Source organism: Halopenitus sp. POP-27 (assembly GCF_029889855.1).
Classification (GTDB): domain Archaea; phylum Halobacteriota; class Halobacteria; order Halobacteriales; family Haloferacaceae; genus Halopenitus; species Halopenitus malekzadehii.
The window spans coordinates 44,244-63,330 of the sequence record NZ_JARANU010000012.1 but is presented as its reverse complement, the minus strand read 5'-3'; the positions used below and the strand labels follow the sequence as shown (position 1 = coordinate 63,330).

General features: G+C 65.0%; 21 protein-coding genes and 1 tRNA gene. 8 read left to right on the top strand and 14 right to left on the bottom strand.

Going from position 1 to position 19,087, the window contains the following annotated elements; genetic code table 11:
* Window positions 1-21 precede the first annotated feature (21 nt).
* Window positions 22-828 carry a QueT transporter family protein gene (locus OQF70_RS08910; RefSeq protein ID WP_280537093.1) on the bottom strand — a complete coding sequence of 269 codons (807 nt, stop codon included), beginning with the start codon at window positions 826-828 and terminating at the stop codon, window positions 22-24.
* A 380-nt stretch (window positions 829-1,208) separates the two neighbouring features.
* Here OQF70_RS08910 and OQF70_RS08905 point away from each other — a divergent pair, with 380 nt between their 5' ends.
* Entirely contained in the window at window positions 1,209-2,267 is a 1,059-nt protein-coding gene (locus OQF70_RS08905; protein ID WP_280537090.1) for a DUF5305 domain-containing protein, read from the top strand.
* A gap of 122 nt (window positions 2,268-2,389) precedes the next feature.
* Here OQF70_RS08905 and OQF70_RS08900 read toward each other — a convergent pair whose 3' ends face one another.
* Window positions 2,390-3,544 carry a signal peptidase I gene (locus tag OQF70_RS08900; protein ID WP_280537089.1) on the bottom strand — a complete coding sequence of 385 codons (1,155 nt, stop codon included), beginning with the start codon at window positions 3,542-3,544 and terminating at the stop codon, window positions 2,390-2,392.
* Window positions 3,545-3,697: 153 nt separating this feature from the next.
* Between OQF70_RS08900 and OQF70_RS08895 the strand changes: the two genes are divergently transcribed.
* The gene (locus OQF70_RS08895; protein ID WP_092814035.1) at window positions 3,698-4,108 is read left to right on the top strand and encodes a hypothetical protein; all 411 of its coding nucleotides are present in this window, start codon (window positions 3,698-3,700) and stop codon (window positions 4,106-4,108) included.
* Between the two features lie 181 nt (window positions 4,109-4,289).
* Window positions 4,290-5,564 (top strand): hypothetical protein, encoded by a 1,275-nt coding sequence (locus OQF70_RS08890; protein WP_280537087.1) that lies wholly within the window; start codon window positions 4,290-4,292, stop codon window positions 5,562-5,564.
* 81 nt (window positions 5,565-5,645) lie between these two features.
* On the opposite strand, the gene OQF70_RS08885 is transcribed toward OQF70_RS08890, so the two are convergent.
* The 4 genes from OQF70_RS08885 to OQF70_RS08870 form a co-directional block, all read right to left on the bottom strand.
* Entirely contained in the window at window positions 5,646-6,464 is an 819-nt protein-coding gene (locus tag OQF70_RS08885; protein ID WP_092814031.1) for a DinB family protein, read from the bottom strand.
* An 81-nt stretch (window positions 6,465-6,545) separates the two neighbouring features.
* The gene (locus tag OQF70_RS08880; protein ID WP_280537086.1) at window positions 6,546-6,677 is read right to left on the bottom strand and encodes a hypothetical protein; all 132 of its coding nucleotides are present in this window, start codon (window positions 6,675-6,677) and stop codon (window positions 6,546-6,548) included.
* Between the two features lie 1,664 nt (window positions 6,678-8,341).
* Window positions 8,342-8,414 (bottom strand) — tRNA-Thr (locus OQF70_RS08875).
* A gap of 107 nt (window positions 8,415-8,521) precedes the next feature.
* Window positions 8,522-9,511 (bottom strand): class I SAM-dependent methyltransferase family protein, encoded by a 990-nt coding sequence (locus OQF70_RS08870; protein WP_280537084.1) that lies wholly within the window; start codon window positions 9,509-9,511, stop codon window positions 8,522-8,524.
* 132 nt (window positions 9,512-9,643) lie between these two features.
* Here OQF70_RS08870 and OQF70_RS08865 point away from each other — a divergent pair, with 132 nt between their 5' ends.
* From OQF70_RS08865 to OQF70_RS08855, 3 genes are all read left to right on the top strand, one after another.
* Window positions 9,644-10,342 (top strand): LysE family translocator, encoded by a 699-nt coding sequence (locus tag OQF70_RS08865; protein WP_280537083.1) that lies wholly within the window; start codon window positions 9,644-9,646, stop codon window positions 10,340-10,342.
* A gap of 94 nt (window positions 10,343-10,436) precedes the next feature.
* Window positions 10,437-11,483 (top strand): NAD(P)-dependent glycerol-1-phosphate dehydrogenase, encoded by a 1,047-nt coding sequence (locus OQF70_RS08860; RefSeq protein WP_280537082.1) that lies wholly within the window; start codon window positions 10,437-10,439, stop codon window positions 11,481-11,483.
* Between the two features lie 135 nt (window positions 11,484-11,618).
* A complete protein-coding gene (locus tag OQF70_RS08855; protein ID WP_280537080.1) occupies window positions 11,619-12,206 on the top strand; it encodes a DUF420 domain-containing protein in 588 nt (195 codons plus the stop codon).
* Window positions 12,207-12,241: 35 nt separating this feature from the next.
* Here OQF70_RS08855 and OQF70_RS08850 read toward each other — a convergent pair whose 3' ends face one another.
* Window positions 12,242-12,697 (bottom strand): MaoC family dehydratase, encoded by a 456-nt coding sequence (locus tag OQF70_RS08850; RefSeq protein WP_280537079.1) that lies wholly within the window; start codon window positions 12,695-12,697, stop codon window positions 12,242-12,244.
* A gap of 136 nt (window positions 12,698-12,833) precedes the next feature.
* Between OQF70_RS08850 and OQF70_RS08845 the strand changes: the two genes are divergently transcribed.
* Window positions 12,834-13,616 (top strand): hypothetical protein, encoded by a 783-nt coding sequence (locus OQF70_RS08845; protein WP_280537078.1) that lies wholly within the window; start codon window positions 12,834-12,836, stop codon window positions 13,614-13,616.
* Between the two features lie 108 nt (window positions 13,617-13,724).
* Window positions 13,725-14,165, top strand: coding sequence for a hypothetical protein (locus OQF70_RS08840; protein WP_280537077.1), 441 nt, complete (start codon window positions 13,725-13,727; stop codon window positions 14,163-14,165).
* Between the two features lie 307 nt (window positions 14,166-14,472).
* Here the strand turns inward: OQF70_RS08840 and OQF70_RS08835 are convergent, their stop codons facing one another.
* From OQF70_RS08835 to OQF70_RS08805, 7 genes are all read right to left on the bottom strand, one after another.
* Window positions 14,473-14,742, bottom strand: coding sequence for a hypothetical protein (locus tag OQF70_RS08835; protein WP_280537076.1), 270 nt, complete (start codon window positions 14,740-14,742; stop codon window positions 14,473-14,475).
* Between the two features lie 4 nt (window positions 14,743-14,746).
* On the bottom strand, window positions 14,747-15,259 hold the full coding sequence (locus tag OQF70_RS08830; RefSeq protein ID WP_303651063.1) for a hypothetical protein: 513 nt from the start codon (window positions 15,257-15,259) through the stop codon (window positions 14,747-14,749).
* A 77-nt stretch (window positions 15,260-15,336) separates the two neighbouring features.
* A complete protein-coding gene (locus tag OQF70_RS08825; RefSeq protein WP_280537137.1) occupies window positions 15,337-16,104 on the bottom strand; it encodes a cytochrome bc complex cytochrome b subunit in 768 nt (255 codons plus the stop codon).
* A 63-nt stretch (window positions 16,105-16,167) separates the two neighbouring features.
* Window positions 16,168-16,977 (bottom strand): cytochrome bc complex cytochrome b subunit, encoded by an 810-nt coding sequence (locus OQF70_RS08820; RefSeq protein ID WP_092814002.1) that lies wholly within the window; start codon window positions 16,975-16,977, stop codon window positions 16,168-16,170.
* Between the two features lie 9 nt (window positions 16,978-16,986).
* Window positions 16,987-17,379 (bottom strand): hypothetical protein, encoded by a 393-nt coding sequence (locus tag OQF70_RS08815; protein WP_092814000.1) that lies wholly within the window; start codon window positions 17,377-17,379, stop codon window positions 16,987-16,989.
* On the bottom strand, window positions 17,379-18,008 hold the full coding sequence (locus OQF70_RS08810; protein WP_280537073.1) for a halocyanin domain-containing protein: 630 nt from the start codon (window positions 18,006-18,008) through the stop codon (window positions 17,379-17,381). The genes OQF70_RS08815 and OQF70_RS08810 overlap by 1 nt, the downstream gene beginning before the upstream one ends.
* Window positions 18,009-18,083: 75 nt before the next feature.
* Window positions 18,084-19,004 carry a hypothetical protein gene (locus OQF70_RS08805; protein ID WP_280537071.1) on the bottom strand — a complete coding sequence of 307 codons (921 nt, stop codon included), beginning with the start codon at window positions 19,002-19,004 and terminating at the stop codon, window positions 18,084-18,086.
* Between the last annotated feature and the right edge of the window lie 83 nt (window positions 19,005-19,087).

The window sequence follows — 19,087 nt, the reverse complement described above, 5'->3', positions numbered from 1 at the left end:
GGGCTCTCGATGGCGTCCGAATCAGACGCGACCGACGATCGACGAGAGGCGCTCGCCGACGATGACCGCGCAGGCGGCAAGGATCACGATGCCGACGGCCCCGAGTGCGGTGACGCTCGTGAGGCCGGCGCCGGCGCCGGTGCTGAGGAAGAACCCGACACCGAGCCAGACCAGCGGAACCACGACCAGTCCCCACGCCGCGATGGGGTTCAGGTTCGAACCGGCGCTCGAGAGGTCCTCAGCGCGGAGCAGATCGGGATAGAGCAGACCCATCTCCTTGAGCCGCGGGTACGTCAGGTACAACAGCGGCGGGCCGAGCACGACCGCCGCGATCGAGTTGTTGATCAGGATCGTCGGACCCAGGACGGCGAAGGGAACCAGCCCCAGAAGGTCCACGACCCACGCGATGATGACTGCACACGCCGCGGAGGCGGCGACCGCGATAACAACGTATTCGGCCAGCTGGACGCCGGCGTTCTCGCGGAAGTCGGGTTCCACTCGCGAGGACAGCGGGGAGAGGTTCCCCCACAGCTTGTAACCGACCAGGCCGAACGTGAAGTTTCCGACGAACCCGCCGACGCTCCCGGGACCGAAGGTGCCGCCGAAGATGTCGCCGATCAGGTTGCCGATCGCCGATCCCCACGCCGCCGCGGGGCCGAACATGATCCCGAAGATGACCGGGAAGACGTTCGCCGGCCTGATGCTGGTGATGCCGGGAATGATCTGAAAGGCCTGAAACGGGATGAGCACCGCCGCGTACACCGCCGCGACCACGGCGACGAGCATGATCATCCGTGTGTCGCGCCACATCGTGAATATTTCGCGCATCGGCCGAGAGGTTACGAGGCAGAACCATAAGCTGATCGGTGGACGGAACGCGTCGCCGGGATGGAACGGTCGATATCGGCCGACGGTGGTTTTGCCTCCGGTCATTTCACCATGTTCAGTGAAACATGTGAACCACTGGTTCCGATCGCGGGTACTCGAAACGCGCGGGACCGGCCACCGGTCCGAACGAGCCGGCACCACAAACTGTTAAGAGACTCGCGGGTCACCGCCTGAACAGTGATGCGGATGGCCATCGGTCGTTCGAATCGAACCGCCGATCGACGCGTCGTGGAACCACCCACGACGATCGGGAGACGGTTCGGGGCACCCAACACGTCGACCGCCACCGGTCGACCGCTTCCCCGCGACGGCACCTAACGATGTCCACGACCGCCCGGATCAAACGTGAGCTCGCGATATACGGCGGGATACTCGGTATCGCGCTCGTCCTTGCTGGACTGCTCGCCGTCGGCGGCGCGGGATACGCCTACACCAACCCGCCGGTCGAGGACCTTCCACCCGAGGAGTACGACGTGCAGGAGTTCGGCGTGACGGTTACCCACGCCGCGACGGTCACCGGAGAGACGCCGCTGTACGCGGAGGGAGAGACGATCGAGAACAAGCCGGTGTACTTCACCAACTCGACGCCGGAACTCGACCTCACGGTCGAGACGAGCGTTCCGGACGACCGCACCGTCGACCTCACCCACCGGCTCGTCCTCGTTCATCGGGGAACGTTCAACGACGACGTGGTGTGGGAACGCGAGGAGACGGTGATCGCCGAGGAGGCGTCGATATCCGACGGCACACACGAGACGACGGCGTCGGTCGACGTTCCCGACGTCGTCGAGCGGGTGACCGCCTACGAGAGCGCGATGGCCGGCGTGGGCAGCGTCTCGACGGAGCTTCGGCTGGAGACGACCTACGCCGCCCCGGCCCAGGGCGGGGAAACCTACGAGGGATCGCTCTCCGGGACGGTTCCCTTCGAGGTCGGCAACGACGCCTACTGGCTCGACGGCGACCTCTCGGCGACGACGACCGAGAGTCGAACGAGACAGCGAGGAACGCGCCAGCTATCACCCGATATGTCGACGGTCTACGGCGGTCTCGGGATCGGGGTCGTCCTCATCCTGGTGGGGACGGGACTCATCGTCTGGAACGTCCGGGGACAGGACGTGCACGAGCTGGAGATGGAGATCGTCCGATCGAAGTACGACGAGTGGATCTCGACCGGGGAGTTCCCGGCGGACTCCGACAAGCAGTACATCTACATCACGACCCTCGAGGACCTCGTCGACGTCGCGATCGACACGAACAAACGCGTCATCTACGATCCCGACCTGGAGACCTACAGCGTCGTCGACGACGACCTGATCTACTATCACGCCGCCGATCCCACACAGATCGACTCCTGGGTCGGGCTCTCGGGGAGTCAGTGATGGCGACGGCGGTCGGACCACCGGTGGGACTCCGACCGGCGGGACTCCGATCGGTACTCCCGTCGGTGGGACTCCGGTCGATAGTCTCCCGTCGGTAGGTCTCCCGTCGGTGAGGCCCCCGCTCACTTGAACCAGCGGCGGATCCGGACGCGGAGCGGGGCTCGCCGTCGTCGGTCGAGTCGGATCGGGTCGATCCCGATCAGCGCGACCGCGACCACGATGAATCCGACCCCGAGGAGGACGTCGGTGACCACGATCGGGAGCCAGGGGTGAACGGCGTACAGCGTCAGAATGACGCCGGTCGGGAGCAGCGCGAGGTATCGGTGTTCACGAATGGATTCGGTGTACACGCCGGTTTCGGGCGGCGCCTGGATCGTGACGGTGACGTTCGCCGTCTCGCCGCCGGGAACGGTGACGGTTTGCGGGGACACCGACACCCCGCTACTTGCCGGCTCGATCACCCCCACGACCGGGATCGGTCCGTTCGAGGGCACGACGTAGGTGACGTTCGACGCCGTTCCCTGTTGAATGACGCTCGGGTTCCCGGAGGCGACCTCGGAGCTCACGAACTGGAAGGTGTGGACGCCGGCGGGAACGACCATACTGGCGGTCACCGCGAGGATCAACACGACCGCCATCGCCCCAATAACGGTCTGTGGAGTGACGTACCCCGACCACCGTGAGGTCCGTCGATCGCGGCGCCGTGACCCGGCCGTCTCCGCCAGCGAGGCGAGCACGTAGGTGACCACGCCGAAGCCGAACACGAGATAGGCGGCGCCCTGGGTACCCAGGAGCGCTCGCGTTCCGAGCGTGGACGCCAGGAACTGCTGCAGGGACTCGATCAGTCCGCTTGCGCCCGAAACCACGGTGCCGAAGCCCGGGATCACGACGACGTCGCCGCCGACCTGAAGCGCCGTCGCTTCGACCCGCCCCGGATCGACCGGCGGTTCCTCGCCGTCCTGGTCGGTGACCGGGTTCGCGTCGCCGCGGGTGATGTATCCCGACTCGGTCTCGCCGACCACCCGGTGTGTCACGAGCCCCCCGTCGTGGATGTTGACCGCGTCGAAGACGATCACGTCGCCGGGTTCGATCGGCCCCGCCACCGCCGTCGGAACGGCGATGAACCCGTCCCCGGGCTCCAGCGTCGGCGACATGCTGCCGGTTTCCACGTAACTGATGCCGATCGGCTGCCCGAGGACCGCACCCGCCAGTATCGAGACGGCGATGAGCACGGCAATGATCGTGAGGAGACCGGTCAGGAGGCGTGTCGGGTTCATCTATCTCACGGGCGGCGTTTCGGTGTTCGATACGCGTTCGTCGCGGATGAAGGTGTTCCCCCGAACTGCTGGCGTGTCCCGTCGCACCGTTTACCTGTAACCCCTCCGAATACTTCAATTAATTAATTATAGCTACAATATATATGTTCGCGTATGACGGGGGATGCTTCGGGTCCCCGAACACGGACCGACGATCGGCTGTCGGAAGCGACGCCGACGCCCCGAACGACCGCGTCGCCGAGATCGATCGACGTTCTCACCGGGATGACGCCGTGGTGGTGGGGCGGCGCGCTCGCCTTCTTCGGGGCCGGGGACGTCCTCACGACGTTGATCGGGTTGTATCTCCCCACCGTGGTCGAGGCGAGCCCCGTCGGGGTTCGAATCGTTCGGTCCCTCGGGTTGTGGTCGATCGCCCCGATCAAGGTGCTTCTGATCGCGTACTTTTTCGCCCTGTGGGTCTGCGTCCCGCGACCCCACAACACCGGGATTCCCCTCGGGCTCTGCACACTGGGTGTTCTCGTGACGATCTGGAACCTCTGGATCATCGCGATCGGGGTCCTCTGAGCGTCCGTCCCTCCACGTCGATCCTCGTGCGTCGTGTCTTGACCGTTTCGTCCCGATCGTCGGGCGCTACAGCCACGTGTCGTTCCGACCGATACGCTCAAGCCGATCGGGGCCGTTTGTATGATCGTGTAGTGTAAACGGGGTTACATAATTTCGGGCGATCCCCGAAAAAGTTCAACCAATGCCAACACTGGTCAAATGGCTGAGTCTCCTGGTGATCGTCACCAGCCTCTCGGCCATCGTGTTCGGAACCGGCGCCTTCTCCGCCGTGACCGCCGACCGGATCGGCGAGATCGACGCGGCGAGCGACGAGTCCGCCCTGCTCGGCATCGATATCGAAGACCGGTCGATCCGAACCAACCAGGAGGTCGTGCTTGCTACTCTCACGAACCGGTTCGACACCGACATAGAGTCCCTCTCGGTGCAGGTCGCCGACGATGGCGGGTTCAATCGGGTACGGATCGCCGGAACGCCGGACTCGCTAGCCCCCGGCGAATCCGCTGACGTCCACGGCCGCATCGTCTGTGGCCCGCAGTCGAGCGGGACGGTCGTGATCGCTATCACCGCCGAGGGGTCCTTCGGCAGCGTCGAACTCACCCGACCGATCTCCATCGACTGTGCCACCGGCGGTCCGGTCTGTACCCCGAGTGATGACGACCGTATCGGCGACCGGGAGTTCATAGTCGAGGAGGAGTTCTTCGAATGTTCGATCGAGATCGACGCAAACCAGTATCGAGTCGGACTAGAGGAGACCACGATCGCCGGTGACTTCGACCTCACGGCAAACGGTCATCGCACGTTCGCCGTCTCAGAAAGCGACATCGGCGGCGTGACGACCGTCTTGGTTCAGAACAACGTGCAGTCGGTCGATATTGAGTCAACCTCGTTCGGCGGCCCGACGACGATCGAGGCCGGGCGCAACCTCAACGGCGATGTCTCGGTTGAATCGTCGACGTTCGGGGGCGATACCGAGATCCGGATCGGATCGAACGCCCACAGCGTCAAGCTGTCCGAGACGACGGTGAACGGGGATCTCCGGATCGTGATCGACGGAAACTTGAACGACGACCTGTCGATCGAGGACGTCGACGTGAGCGGTGACATTGAGGTCGCTATCGCTGGGAACAGCAACGGCGATATCACCGTCGAGGGGTCCGAAGTCGACGGCTCCGTGGACGTGACCGTGGACGGAACGACGAACGGTGACGTGACGGTCAGCGAGAACGACGTGAGCGACGACGTTCTGGCGACGATCGGAGCGCTCAACAGCGGCCTTACGATCAGCGAGAACGACGTCGGAAGCGATATCGACGCTACGACCGCCCAGGTTCTCGGCGGCGGCGAGGTCACGATCGAGGGTAACACGGTCGGCGGCGAATCCCCGGCGGACGACGATGGTGACGGCGATAGTGACGACGACAGTGGCGATGATCACGATGAGGATGGCGACGACTGACCGAACACACGAACACGACACCCAGCGTCGCCATCGCCCACACAACTTCTCACCCCGGCCGGCGTCCGGCGACGCCGCCGATCACTCGTTCCAGACCTTTTCGGGCATCGGCAGGCCCTCCCACACGGCGGAGTCGATCGGATCGATGTCCTCGCCGAGTTCGTGTTCGAGGATCCACTCGAGCTGTCGCGTGTGCTGGCCGGCGTGCCAGACCGTTCGCTCGAAGAACTCGTGTCTCGTGGGCTGTCCCCAGAAGACGGAGACCGTCGCCGACCAGTCCGTCGTGTCCGCAGCCGCCGCGAACCAATCGTCGAATCGCCCCTGCACGGAGGCGCCGTACGTCGCGAGCGCGACCGTCGAGTTCGGGTCCCAGTCGTGTTCCATCCGCGGCACGCTATCCATCGGCGTCCCGGCTTCACGCATCAAAAAGACGTCCGGCAGCGCGAAGACGTGTCGAACGAGTTCCGCGTAACTCCGCGGCCGGTTCGGGATGTCGGTGTCGAGTTCCGACTCCGGGATCAGCTGTAGGTACTCCTGAGTCGCCTCGAGAATGGTCCCCAGCCGGTCGTACAGCTCCTCGACCGGAAGCGGGTCGGCCGCGTGGTCGATTCCCACGAGGTCCGCGACCGCCTGCAGGTCCTTCGCGTCGGCGTGGTCGTCGTCGACCCGCACGATGGGCACGTGATCCGGAAGTCCCAACTCGGCCATCTCGTCGATCATCGCCGGATCCGCACCCTGCACCCCGATCCGACCTGGATCGGCGGGGTCCGCGTTCGACTCGTCGCTTTGCACCACGTTGTGGGAGACGAACGGGACGTCGTTTCGCTCCAGAAACTCCTTGGCCCGCAGACAGCTGGTACAGCCGGTCGCCCAGTACAGGTGGACATCGGTCGTCGACATATGTGTACTGGTACCACATTACGGTGTATAAACCTGCCGTGCTGCGTCCGGACGGCATCGACGGGTGATCGCGTGTCGAGCTCAGGCTGCGTCATCGAGCACCGCTGTTCCTGCCGGCATCTGGATCAGCGACTCGTCGGCGAGGAGCTGTCCGAGGCCGTCGGCGACCGCGACGCGATCGACGACGGCCTGCTCACGGAGGTCGTCGATCAACTCCGGATTCCAGTACTAAAAGGTTGAGCGGCGTCAGCACAGGCTTGAGACGGGCCTATGACGGATGATCGAAAACGATCCATCCGAACCATCTCTCGGTCAAGATCTATCGAATGACGGCCCTTTTTAACATATTACGTCCAGTCCATTGACATCCTCCCCGCGCTGAAGCGCGAGGATTCCTTCGTGGGGCGTCGGGCCGTCCGACGCTACCCCGAAGGCAACTTCCCCATCCACGGCGGATGAGTACCGGGTTCGTGCGCTACACGTCGGCCCCCGAAACGAGGGTATGGCGTATTCGGCGTCCGAGGTGGACGCGGTATCCGCTTGTGCCGTACCCGATACCGCCCATCGCACCGAGGCGTCCGAATACCGGGCAACCACCCACCTTTGGACAGTGGGCGGACACGGGTCGTGCCATCGACCGTACTCCGCCGACAAGGGCGGAGTGCAACCGCGAACGGGGCGTGTTTTGGTATGCTGTCGCCCCCTCGTTTGCGCGGTCGTTGCCGACCGTCTCCAGTGACGGGTAGGGGTACTGTGAGGACGGCGAACGAATCTCAACCACGTACTCCCCACCGGGTTTGCCGGTGGTGGGCGTGGAACCGTCCGTATCAGCGGGAAGCGACCCCGGTTCTTCCGATTGAGAGTTTACGCGAGTTGTCTTACCGCACGATACGACGCCGGGCTACTTGATAATGTCGGTTGCGTAGGGTTTGTCGGATTCATCCCCGCGCTAAAGCACGGGGCTTTCTCCTCGTTTTTCCGGTAATAGCGGTCGTGTCAAAGCGATCGCAAGTCGGCGTAGACCGGCGATCTGTGTGGATGAAACACCACGCAGAGGATGGATTTATGTCTGGGATTTCGCTTCTACCCGGTGTTACAGCACCAGGGTTTGCAGTTCTTGCAGGAGCATGGCTCGTTCACGGAGGCGCCGTGATGGTCGGAGCGGGGTTCGCCCTCGCCGGACTCATCGCGTGGTCATACGTGAACTGAAAAAGGCCGCCAGCTAATCGCTGGTGGCACTACTCATTTGCAGTGAAAGGATGGATAGTCTGGGATTTAGCTCCCTCACAGGAGCTGGCTTACTCGCCGTTACAGCGGCGAGGCAAGGTGGGGTGGTGGTGATGCGTGGCGCACCCTTTGCAAGCGGTACTTCGTGGTACTCGTTGAAAATGCTTACTAATTACTAAAGGTTATCAACACGAGAAGAGACTCCGGTTCAACCACTCGATCGAGGTCATTTTTTGTTTGTTGGTAGCCTCGATGTATCTCGTTCTCAGTCCCGCCGCTCTTCAGTCCGCTTCACGAGAGGATAGATCCACCGCACCCACAAGCTGGTCGTCGAGCACCCTGGCGTACAGCTGACGCCCTTGCGGACATCGTAGATGGGAAGAGAATCGCTCCGGATTGGACACAGAAGCTACTCGAGGCAGGCTTAAGTGAGACCTCATCCTCGAAGCGGACTCGAAGTACTGGGTGGTTCAGAAGGGCGAGTACGCCTACCACGAGTACGATCATCTAGAACCGTGAACTGGGACTATACAGGCGTATGTGTATTCCCCTCACAGCGGGATTACACCTTTCTCCAACGCTAGTACGACAGGAAAAAACCCTGGTTAAAGCAAACAGAACTAGCGAATTACGACGTTGCGGCGACTGCAAGCCGGAGGAGGGATTTGAACCCTCGACCTATTCCTTACGAAGGAATCGCTCTGCCAGCTGAGCTACTCCGGCGCGTGCACTCCCGTCTACCCGGATGAAGGAAATAAGACTTCCGAAACCGCACCACGACGGCGCGGGAGAGCACGTCCCACACGCCGTGGCTGCAACGATGCTCCGGCTCACCGGCTCGTGAGCCGGACGTCGAGACAGACGTTCAGTTCGTGGGGCGCGTACGACCGAACGACTCGCTCCGTCTCGACGGTCACGTCGTAGGCGTCGCCGGCCGCACGCTCGATCGCGGTTCGACCGGGGCCGAAGGGGTCGTCCTCGTGTTGAATGTCATAGTAGTGGATCACGCAGTCGTCGCCGGCGATCGCCACCGCCGTCTCGAGGAACTCGTCGGCCGAGTGCGGGAGGTTCATCACGATCCGATCGGCCCAGCCGGCCCAGTCGTCCCCGACCTCGCGGACGTCGCCGTGGATGGCGGTGATCCGGTCATCGACGCCGTTTCGTCGCGCGTTTTCCCGGAGGTACTCGATCGCACGCTCGTTCAGGTCGCAGGCGACGACCGCGGCGCCGGCATCGGCCATCGGGACCGCGTAGGGCCCGACACCGGCGAACATATCGAACGCGTGTTCGTCCGGCTCCACCTGCTCGACGACGCGGTGCCGTTCGGTCGCCAGCCGCGGGGAGAAGTAGACCTCGGCGATGTCGAGCAGGAACTCGTGGCCGTACTCCCGGTGGACCGTCTCGGTCCCGTCCCCGGTGAGGACGTCCCACCGGCGGACCCGGAGTTCGCCCTCGATCGGCGAGGCACGGTTTACCACCGTCTCGCAGGGAACGTCCGAGTTCATCACCGCCTCGGCGATCTCGGCGGCACGGTCGGCGTCCGCCTCGTCGACGATGACCACGTCGCCGAGCCGCTCGATCGAGGGGTCATACCCGAGCAGGTCCGCCGGCGTCGTCGGCGTTTCCCGCGGCTCCGGGTCCCGATCCACGACCGACTCACGCAGCGGCTCCGGAACGGCGTCTCGATCGGTCACCGGCAGGTAGATCGTGCCGTCATCGACGTCAATATCGTACTCGCCCGCGAGCGCGTCCGCCTCCGCCAACCGGCGGCGAACGGCCTCGCCGCGCTCGCGATCCACGCCGACGCAGGGAACGGTCATTGCCGGATCGACGCGACGGGCCCAATAAGACGTGACGGTTCATCGTTCGACAGCGGTCACCGTCGGCGGCTGGCGCGCGGCCGACCGGCCGCCATCGTCGAACTTTTCACGGCAGCCGGCGTCCCATTCGCCGTGAACGGCCTCGTGAGTCTCCTGGCGGGCGTGGTGTTCGGGCTGGCGCTTGCGGCGCCGCCCGGCCCGATGAACGCGATCATCGCCGAGGAGGCCGCCTGGCGCGGCTGGCTCGCGGGGCTCGTCGCGGGACTGGGTGCGGCGAGCGCCGACGCCGTCTTCTTCGTCCTCGCGTACCTCGGCGTCGTCTCGATGGTCGAGTCGCGACCCGCGCTGCGGGCTACGATGGTGGGAATCGGGGGCGTCCTGATGCTCTATTTCGCCTACGGCGCCGCGAACGGCGTTCGGGCGTCCTTCCGGCCGGGCAGCGGCTCGCGCGCCGTCGCCGAGAAGAGCAAGGGCTTTCGCAAGGCGTTCGTGCTCGCGTTGACGAACCCGTATCAGGTCCTCTTCTGGCTCACCGTCGGAGTCGGACTGCTGCGCCCGGGCACGCTCGACGTCCTCTCGTGGGTCCCGCTCGTCGGCGCCGACCTGGCGGGGACGTTCGTCGTGGCCACCGGCTCGCCGGCGCTCATCGTCGGCTTCTTCGCCGGGATCGGCGTCTGGATCGCCGGCTTCCCGGCATCGATCGTCCTCGCGGAGCGCCGGATCGAGAGGTTCGCTCCGGTCATCGCCGCCCTTTCGGCGGTCGTGCTGGCCGGCTTCGGGGTCTACTTCCTGTACGACGCCGGATCGTTCGTGTACGCGGCGATCGCGTGAGCCTCGCGGAGGGCCGTTCCGTCGACCGCCTTCCACCGTCGACGACCCACACCGAAGCGGCAACGCCTTTGGACTCGGCCGTGAGACGTCCGGTATGTTCGAGAAGTCGACGTGGATCACGCTTCCGCGGAACGTGTTGCTCGGCCACGGCGTCCTCGCGGACCTCGGTGCGGCCCTCGAGGACCTGTATCTCACCGGCCGACCGCTCGTCGTCACGAGCCCGACACCGAACGAGTTGGCCGGCGACCGGGTCCGCGCACAGCTGACGGATCCCGAGACGGCCGTCGTGGACGACGCCTCCTTCTCGGCCGTCGAGGAGGTCGTCGACGTCGCCGAGGCGGTCGATCCCGGCTATCTCGTCGCGCTCGGCGGCGGCAAGCCGATCGACACCGCGAAGATGGCCGCCCATCGGCTCGGCGTCGGGTTCGTCTCGGTGCCGACCGCGGCCTCCCACGACGGCATCGTCTCCGGCCGGTCGTCGATCCCCGAGGGTGACACGCGCCACTCGGTGGCGGCCGACCCGCCGCTTGCGGTCGTGGCGGACACCGAACTCCTCGCCGACGCCCCCTGGGAACTGACCACCGCCGGCTGTGCGGACATCATCTCCAACTACACCGCGGTCAAGGACTGGCGGCTCGCGCGCCGGCTGCGGAACGTCGAATACTCCGAATACGCGGGCGCGCTCTCGGAGATGACCGCCGAGCTGCTCGTCGCGAGCGCCGACTCGATCAAACCGGGTCTCGAGGAGTCCTCCTGGCTCGTCGCGAAGGCACTCGTCTCCTCGGGCGTCGCGATGTCGATCGCCGGGTCCTCGCGGCCGGCCTCGGGCGCCGAACACCTCATCTCCCACCAGCTCGACCGGATCGCCCCCGGCAAGGCGCTCCACGGCCACCAGGTCGGCGTCGGCTCGATCCTGACTGAGTATCTCCACAGCGGCGAGGACGGGGAATGGCGGTCCATCCGCGACGCGCTCGCGAGCATCGACGCGCCGACGACGGCGGCCGGGCTCGGCATCGACGACGAGGAGCTGATCCGGGCGCTCACCACCGCCCACGAGATCCGCGACCGCTACACGATCCTCGCCGGGGGAATTACCGAGGCGGCGGCGATCGAGGTCGCGACCGCGACCGACGTGATCTAGTCCGGACGCGAACGGCGGACACAACCCACGCGCGCGAATCCTCGACGTCGACGACCCCTCCCTCCGGCCGGGAACCAAATCCCCCGCGGGCTGGGAACCAAAGGACGCATTACGCGCGTGTCCCAACCACCACGTATGGTAGCCGACGGTCTCCGTCAGTGGGCGAAGCGCCACCCGGCAGCCCTCACCGGGATCCTCTCCGTCGTCGGGTACGGCGTCGTCCTCGGCGTCTTTCTCGTCCCGTCGTTTCAGGCACTGTTCCCGGACCTCTCACGATCGACGATCGACCTCCTCACCCACGCGATCGCCGTGGTGAACTCGGTCACGATCGTGACGCTGGCGCTCGGGTGGTACTTCATCCGAACCGGCGACGTCGAGAAACACCGAGCGGCGATGGGGACCTCCTTCGTCCTGATCGTGACGTTCCTCGGGATCTACGTCCCCCGAGTCGCCGGCGGCGGCACGAAGCATTTCGAGGGCCCCGAGCTCGTCACCTATGCCTACTTCGTGATGCTTGCGGTCCACATCCTACTATCGATACTCGCGGTTCCGATCGTCCTCTACGCCATCGTGTTGGGGCTCACACACTCCGAGCGTGAGCTCCGCACCGAGACCCCACACGCCCGCGTCGGTCGGATCGCCGCCGGGTCGTGGCTCCTCTCGCTGGTGCTTGGGGTCATCACGTACCTCCTGTTGAACCACGTCTATTCGTATACGTACTGACGGACACGGGCCGACCGCCGTCGATCGGCTCGTCGTTAGCCGTCCGACGGTTTCCGCGCGAAGATGTTCGTCGCCTGCCAGAAGACGACCTCCTCGCCGTCGTCGTTTTCCGCCCGGACCTCGTTCTCGATGTAACCGCGATCGTCCCGCGAGCTCGAGGGGGTCTTCTCGGCGATCCGGTGGTACGCGTGGATCGTGTCGCCGGCGCGGACGGGCGTCCGCCAGCGGAGCTCCTCGAGCCCGAACGACCCGATGCTCGCGGTCTCGTTCAGGAAGCCGTCGACGAGCAGTCGCATACAGACGCCGGCGGTGTACCAGCCGCTGGCGATCAGCCCGTCGTAGATCGTCTCCTCGGCGACGGCCTCGTCGACGTGAATCGGCTGTGGGTCGTACTGCCGTGCGAACTCGACCATCTCCGATCGGGGGACCGTGTACGTTCCCAGATCGCGTTCGGCCCCGTTCTCGAGGTCCTCGAAATACAGCGTCGACATTCGAACACACGGTTTGCCGCGACCGGGAAAAGCGATCGTATCCCGGACGGGGCTGCCGGCGCTCCCTCCCCGCGAGCACGTCGAGCCGCCCGACCGTGTCGGGGGGTTTTTGCCGCCGCCTCTCCCAACCGGTGGTATGAGCCGAACGGGTCGAGAGGTGGCGATCGTCGGGGCGGATCGGGGGCTGCCTGAAACCGTCCGCCGGCTCGGCGGATCGGTCGTCGAACCCGCCGCGGCCGACCTCGTCGTCGCCGTCGGCGAGGACGCCTTTCGGGACGCCGCCCGGGGGGACTCGACGGTCCCCATACTCGTCGTCGGCGTCCCCGACGCGTACTATGCCGTCGCGTTCGAGGACGCCGAGGTGGCGATTCAGGCCCTTCTCTCCGCACCCGAAACCGATCGACCGTCGCCCGTCGATACCTCGTCCGACGCCGACCACCCTGCCCATATCGACCGCTCGCGCGTCATCGATCATCCGATCGTCGCGGTGACGGTGGACGGCGACCGGCGCGACCTGGCCCTGCTGGACGTCACCCTCCTCACGAGTGAACCGGCACGGATCTCCGAGTACGGGGTCACACACGGCGGCGAAACGCTGCAAACGTTTCGTGCGGACGCCGTCACGGTCGCGACGCCGGCTGGGAGTACCGGATACGCTCGCGCTGCCGGCGGCCCGGTCGTGCGCCCGGGCACGGGTCTGGTCGTCGTTCCGATCGCGCCGTTTACCACCCACACTGACACCGTGGTCCTTCCCGACTCGGTGACGCTCTCCGTCGAACGCGACGATGAACCCGTCTCGATCGTCGTCGACGGGAACGACCGGGGGCCCGTTCCGGCACACGCGCCGATCGAGATCTCGGTCGTCGACCACGCGTCGGTCGTGTCACCACTTCACCGTCGATCGTCGGCCCCGAAGTGACGCCGACCCCGACGTGACGTCGAACCCACCGTCTCCTCGACCACGAAACGACATCGAAACCGCGCCCGATTGGAAAAACTCTAATGAGTCGTGTTCCCAGGTACGTGTATGGACCCACTGCAGTTCCTCGTTCCCCTGGACTGGCTCGCCGTCGTGGGACCGGCGCTTCCGTTCGCCATCCTCGTGTTGTCGCTGGCCAACGTCGCGACGCGCCGTCGAGCGCACACCAAACACGTCGAACAGGCGGCCGACGGCGACAGCGTCGACCGGTATTTCCCACACGTCTTCACGACGATCGGTCTCGTGTTGGTGAGCTTCCTGTTTACCCTCGTCCAGCCGACCGGCGGCGCGATCATCTCGATGGTTGCTGCGACGGTGCTTCTCACCGACGCCTTCGAGTTCGAGGCGCGTAACGTCGAGGCACGTAACGAACTCGAGATCGAACGGCCGAAGAGTTCGATCGCGATCGTCCCGATCGTCATCGTCTTTGCGCTGTATTACTCGCTGGTCGCGCTCGATGCGACGTTCTGGTCCGGGCTCTTCGCCTGAGCCGTTTCGAGCGCTCGTTTGACCTCGTCGTGGTGCCCGGCCGCCGCGCCGTCCGCTCGGCGCTCGATCGCTCACGGCTGTCCCACCTCCGCACTGCCGACGGAACGTGTCGTCTCCGATCGCTTTCTGCGTCCTCGTCCCGTTCGTGAGTCCCGGAGCCACGAGGGCACTCACGACCGTCACGCGTCCAGCAATCCGGCTGGCGGTTCGGTGTTTCCGTTCTGCACCCGACAGACGGAACCACCGATCTCGGTACAGACGAGTGGCTCGACGTACCAACCGGGCGAAAAAGAGAAACGCAGATGCGTCAGTTCGCTGATTCGGTGGCGCTTCGACCGAGTTCCCGCAATGCGGGGATCACGACCCAGTACACGAACGGACCGAGCAGCATCAACCAGTAGGAGACGTCGCCGGCGAAGATGCCGACCGCGTGATAGACGTTGCTCGGTTCGGGTGCTGCCGCGGTCAACTGTTCGATGACGTAGTAGCCGGGGGTTCGATACCAGCCGCCGAAAATGAACCACCCGAGGGCGCCGACCATCGACAGAGCCAGTCCTTTGATGAACTCGTCGGCCATTGGTTCATCCTTCGTCGGAGTCCTCTTGAGACTTTCCCATTCCCTGCGCCCGGAACCGGGTTCCATAGACGTAGACGGTCGAACCGAACACGATCGACGCCAGCCCGGCAAGCGCCAATACCGCGGTGAGCACGTCGGGGTCCGGCGTGATCCCGATGCCCCGGAGAAGGCTCGTCACCGCCGACCGGAGGAGGCTCACCTGTAGCGTTGCGGCATCGATGAGCACGAATCCGCCGACGAACGTGACGATCGCGATCAGGGTCGAGAACACGATGACGGTTTTGTACAACCGCAACGGGACGACGATCTCGCGGCCGCCAGGTCCCTGCGTCGGTCCCGTTGGCTCGGGAGCGGTCTCCGGCTCCCGATCAGCTTTCGGAACGGCATCACCTGTCGAATCCACGTCCCGGCCGCTCTCGGGCCGGTCGTCGTCGGGACCACCGCCGTCGGTTCGGTATCGATCGCTGCGTGGATCGGCATCCGATGCGTCGGCGGAATCGTGGTTTATGACAGTCATCGGTGATGGTGCGGATACGGCAGGCCTGCTCCCCCGCAGGTGGTTCGAAGTCGATCGGGGACGGGCCCGGAGAAACGTTACTTCGGCGGCCGAAGCCGGTAGTACCGCTTGTTCAGGTCGTACATATAGCCCTCCCGCATCGTCTTCAGGACGGCGTAGGTGACGGCGCCGCCGAGGGCGGGCAGAAGGAACGACATACTGAACAGCAGCTCCAGCTCGAAGGGGAAGAAGTTCTGGATCGCCAGCGCGGCCAGCGTGATGGACAACAGAACGCCCATCACGCCGACGGCGGACCAGAACGGCTGCTCGACGGGGCGACGTGCGTTCCCCTTGTTGAGGAACGGCACGAGCGCGACCACGCCGATGATGAGGCCGTGTGCGAGCACGCCGTAGAACTCGTGGGAGACCACGAGGTTGCCGCCCAGAACCGACAGCTCCGGATTGATCGGGTTGAGCTTCAGCAGGCCGAACGACCAGTAGAGGTACCAGTCCGGGAGGATGATCGACGGCGTCGAACTGGGGTTGGCCGGATTCTCGAAGTACATCGGGATCGTCGCCGAGATGAGGATGATGATCCCGACGAAGAAGCTGGTGATGGCCAGGTTGCGGATCGTTTCGTGGGGCCAGGCCGGGAACCCGAGCACGTCGCGTTCGACGTACGTCGACTCCTGTCGGAGGTCCTGATCCTCACGGCGCGCCCGCTCGAAGTACTCGTAGGTCAGCCGTGAGAGGCCCTGACTCCGTTCCTTCCGCTCGCTCCACGTCGGCGTCTCGTCGTCCGGCGGAATCGTCGCCGGCGGGCCGCCGTCGGTTCGTGCCGCATCGTCGGTGCCGCCGTCGGTCATCGGTTTGCGATCGGTGTCGTCGGTTCGGTCTGTGGATGTGTGCTGGGTGGTCATTGGTCTGGACTAGTGTGGCTCCGCGATGCCCTGTACCCACACGATGCCGATGTGCAAGGCGATGAGCGCCGTTACCACGAAGGGCAACAGGAACACGTGCAGTATGTACATCCGAACGAGCGTCGCCTGTCCGAGGGTGAACCCGCCGAACATAAGCTGTGCCGCCCACTCCCCGACGATCGGGGTCGCAAGCGCCATCTCGACGCCGATCTGTGCCGCCCAGAAGGACAGCTGCTTCCAGGGGAGGACGTATCCGGAGTATCCGAACAGCAGCGTCAACAGGATGAGAATGACGCCGAGGATCCAGTTGCCCTCGCGCGGTTCCTTATACGCCCCGGTGAAGTAGACCCGGAGCATATGGAGGAAGACGGCCGCCATCATGAACTGCGCCGCCCAGCGGTGGATCGACCGCAGCATAAACCCGAACTGGAGGTCCTTGATGATCATCTCGATGGATAGCCACGCGGCCGTCGGATCGCCGGTCGCTGCGGCGCCGGCGGTCGATGGGGAGTAATAAAAGCCCAACAGCGCGCCCGAGACTGCGGCCACGAGGTACGCGATGACGGACAATGACCCCAGCGAGTAGAGGGGGTACCAGTACCAGAACTTGTTGTCGAGGTCGTACTGCTCGGTGTGGCTCTTCGGCATCTGGAGGTTGATCCGGTAATACAGCGTCTCCAGCAGCTCCAGATAATCCACGATCCGGAGCCGTTTGTCGATCCAGATCAACGTGGTCAGAAAGACCGTCTCAACCGCAGTCAGGTCCTTCCGTTTGAGCCAGGCGTCGTGGTCGAATTCGTCTTTCTTTTCGAGGCTCATTGTTCGTAGTTACCGCTTGTAGTAGGGGTAGACGGCGCGTTTCACCGTTTCCCAGGCGTCCTCCGGGTCCGCGAAGGATTCGCCCTCCATATCCTCCTCACGCACGTACAGGTCCTCCCACTTCCGCCGGCGCTTCTTGACGACCATCACGTCCGGGAGGAACTCCTTTCGATACAGCGCGAGGATGAACGCGAGGTCGATGAACACCAGCGCGAGCAGGGCACCGAGGAACATGTTCCCAGTTTCGGTCGTCGCCCAGCCGAACATCAACCCGTAGACGAACAGGAACACGAACACGACCTCGATGATCGTCAAGAGGACGATCGCGATCGCGGCCGCGGTGCTCTCGCGTGCCGGTTCGTATCGGTGAATGTCGCCGTAGGAGGATTCACTCGAGCTCATTATCGGTCACCGTGTCCCGTGTGTGCGGACTCACCGTACTTGAGTACGTAGAACGTGAAGATACACGTCAACGTGATGCCGACAGCGGTGATCAGCCCGACCCAGTGTGCGTGCAGCGGCACGCCGATGTCGTGGACGTTCTCCGGCCAGCCCGTGTTCGCTCCACCGACCTCCTCGGTTTCGATGTCCTCGCCGACGGCGAGGCCACCGTGCATACCGACCTGGGCGTGTGGGTCACATTGGTAGTGGGTGATGCCGGCGTCCTCCTCGGAGGTTTCGTACTCGAAGGTGAACCCTTCCTCGCCGGTGATCTCGGTTTCGAAGGAGGCGGGGCCGTCGACCGCGTGGACGTTGTGGTCGCCGCCGTTACCCGTCCACTCCCAGACGATGGTGGTTCCGGGGTCGACCCAGACCTTCGTGGGGTCGAACGCGAGGCCGTCGCCCGCGCCGACCGAGATCGTTACCTCGTCCTGTCCGCGGGCGTCCGTGTAGCTGTTCACGTTCCCCTCGACCTCGGAGGGCCACACGGGTCGCACCTCCTGGGCCGCGGCCGTGCCGGCCGCCGCGCTCGTGGCGGCGACCGCGGCCGCTGACCCGCCGGCCGTACGCATAAACTCCCGCCGTTTCATACGGATCCGAGTCGGATCGGCGCGCGCTTAAACCCACCGACTATCGTCGATCGGCTGGAGCGCGTGTTCGGCGGTTCATCGGGCGTTCTCGCCCGGATCGGCGGCGTCGCTCCCGTTCGTATCAGCGGCCGTTCCACTCGTGGTCATCGAGTCGCCAACCGATTCGTCACCGGCCGACGCGTCGTCGACCACCGCCTCGTCGACCACCGCCTCGTCGGTCCCGGCGTCGTCGGTCTCCGCATCGTCCGCGGCCGGCGGCACGTCGGGTCGGGTTCGCGCTGCCTGCAGCGCGCGGAGTCGATCACGGTACTCCGCCGACCGGAATCGGTCCGAGAGTCGGGCGTTCGCGACCGTCGAGAAGAAGAACAGTGACCCGAGCAGAAAGAGAACTCCCAGTGCGGGCGCCACGAGCGTTTCGACGCCGGCAAATATCCACGCGCCCAACAGGGCGAATCCGGCGACCAACTGGACACCCGCGACGACCTGCATCATCAGGTTCCCGAGCTCGTTCGAGCCCTCCGAGACGTCCTCGGGGTCCGGAAGCGCCCAGTTCGCCGGCGGCTCAGGAACGTCATAGTCGTCCATCGAGCAGAGCGCGACGATCGGCTCGAGGTCGCGAAGCACCGTCCCCCGCCCCCGCACGTCGCCGGATTCGGAGACGACCGCGTAACCCTCATCGGAGTAGACAACGAGGCGTTCGGATCCGTCCACGACGTCCCGCTCAAACGTCGCGAAGACGTCGCGGCTCGCGATCCGGTTTTTGAGTTCGGCCTCGACGCGGTCGAGCAGTTCGCTACCGGTGATCCACGTCTCGGGGTCGAAGGCCGCCTCCCACTCCTCGACGGTCATCTTCGCCATATCCGCCGGCCCGAAGTTGTCGAAGTCGTACTTCCGTTCGACCTCCTCACGGAGGGTCGTCCCGTCCGCGTGGGTCTCCGGGTCCGCGGACGAGCTCTCGTCGGGTCCCTCGTCGATCGGACCGGCAGGCTCCGTCATCGTCGATCGGTACGGTCGCCGGGGATGTTACCGCTTTCGTCCCAGGCGTCGATCGACCCCTCGAAACGGACGGGACCCGCGTC

Excerpts from the sequence above, each read along its gene's own strand:
- OQF70_RS08910 (WP_280537093.1), bottom strand. The coding sequence starts at position 828 with ATGCGCGAAATATTCACGATGTGGCGCGACACACGGATGATCATGCTC.
- OQF70_RS08905 (WP_280537090.1), top strand. The coding sequence starts at position 1,209 with ATGTCCACGACCGCCCGGATCAAACGTGAGCTCGCGATATACGGCGGG.
- OQF70_RS08900 (WP_280537089.1), bottom strand. The coding sequence starts at position 3,544 with ATGAACCCGACACGCCTCCTGACCGGTCTCCTCACGATCATTGCCGTG.
- OQF70_RS08895 (WP_092814035.1), top strand. The coding sequence starts at position 3,698 with ATGACGGGGGATGCTTCGGGTCCCCGAACACGGACCGACGATCGGCTG.
- OQF70_RS08890 (WP_280537087.1), top strand. The coding sequence starts at position 4,290 with ATGCCAACACTGGTCAAATGGCTGAGTCTCCTGGTGATCGTCACCAGC.
- OQF70_RS08885 (WP_092814031.1), bottom strand. The coding sequence starts at position 6,464 with ATGTCGACGACCGATGTCCACCTGTACTGGGCGACCGGCTGTACCAGC.
- OQF70_RS08870 (WP_280537084.1), bottom strand. The coding sequence starts at position 9,511 with ATGACCGTTCCCTGCGTCGGCGTGGATCGCGAGCGCGGCGAGGCCGTT.
- OQF70_RS08860 (WP_280537082.1), top strand. The coding sequence starts at position 10,437 with ATGTTCGAGAAGTCGACGTGGATCACGCTTCCGCGGAACGTGTTGCTC.
- OQF70_RS08855 (WP_280537080.1), top strand. The coding sequence starts at position 11,619 with ATGGTAGCCGACGGTCTCCGTCAGTGGGCGAAGCGCCACCCGGCAGCC.
- OQF70_RS08850 (WP_280537079.1), bottom strand. The coding sequence starts at position 12,697 with ATGTCGACGCTGTATTTCGAGGACCTCGAGAACGGGGCCGAACGCGAT.
- OQF70_RS08845 (WP_280537078.1), top strand. The coding sequence starts at position 12,834 with ATGAGCCGAACGGGTCGAGAGGTGGCGATCGTCGGGGCGGATCGGGGG.
- OQF70_RS08840 (WP_280537077.1), top strand. The coding sequence starts at position 13,725 with ATGGACCCACTGCAGTTCCTCGTTCCCCTGGACTGGCTCGCCGTCGTG.
- OQF70_RS08835 (WP_280537076.1), bottom strand. The coding sequence starts at position 14,742 with ATGGCCGACGAGTTCATCAAAGGACTGGCTCTGTCGATGGTCGGCGCC.
- OQF70_RS08830 (WP_303651063.1), bottom strand. The coding sequence starts at position 15,259 with ATGACTGTCATAAACCACGATTCCGCCGACGCATCGGATGCCGATCCA.
- OQF70_RS08825 (WP_280537137.1), bottom strand. The coding sequence starts at position 16,104 with ATGACCGACGGCGGCACCGACGATGCGGCACGAACCGACGGCGGCCCG.
- OQF70_RS08820 (WP_092814002.1), bottom strand. The coding sequence starts at position 16,977 with ATGAGCCTCGAAAAGAAAGACGAATTCGACCACGACGCCTGGCTCAAA.
- OQF70_RS08815 (WP_092814000.1), bottom strand. The coding sequence starts at position 17,379 with ATGAGCTCGAGTGAATCCTCCTACGGCGACATTCACCGATACGAACCG.
- OQF70_RS08810 (WP_280537073.1), bottom strand. The coding sequence starts at position 18,008 with ATGAAACGGCGGGAGTTTATGCGTACGGCCGGCGGGTCAGCGGCCGCG.
- OQF70_RS08805 (WP_280537071.1), bottom strand. The coding sequence starts at position 19,004 with ATGACGGAGCCTGCCGGTCCGATCGACGAGGGACCCGACGAGAGCTCG.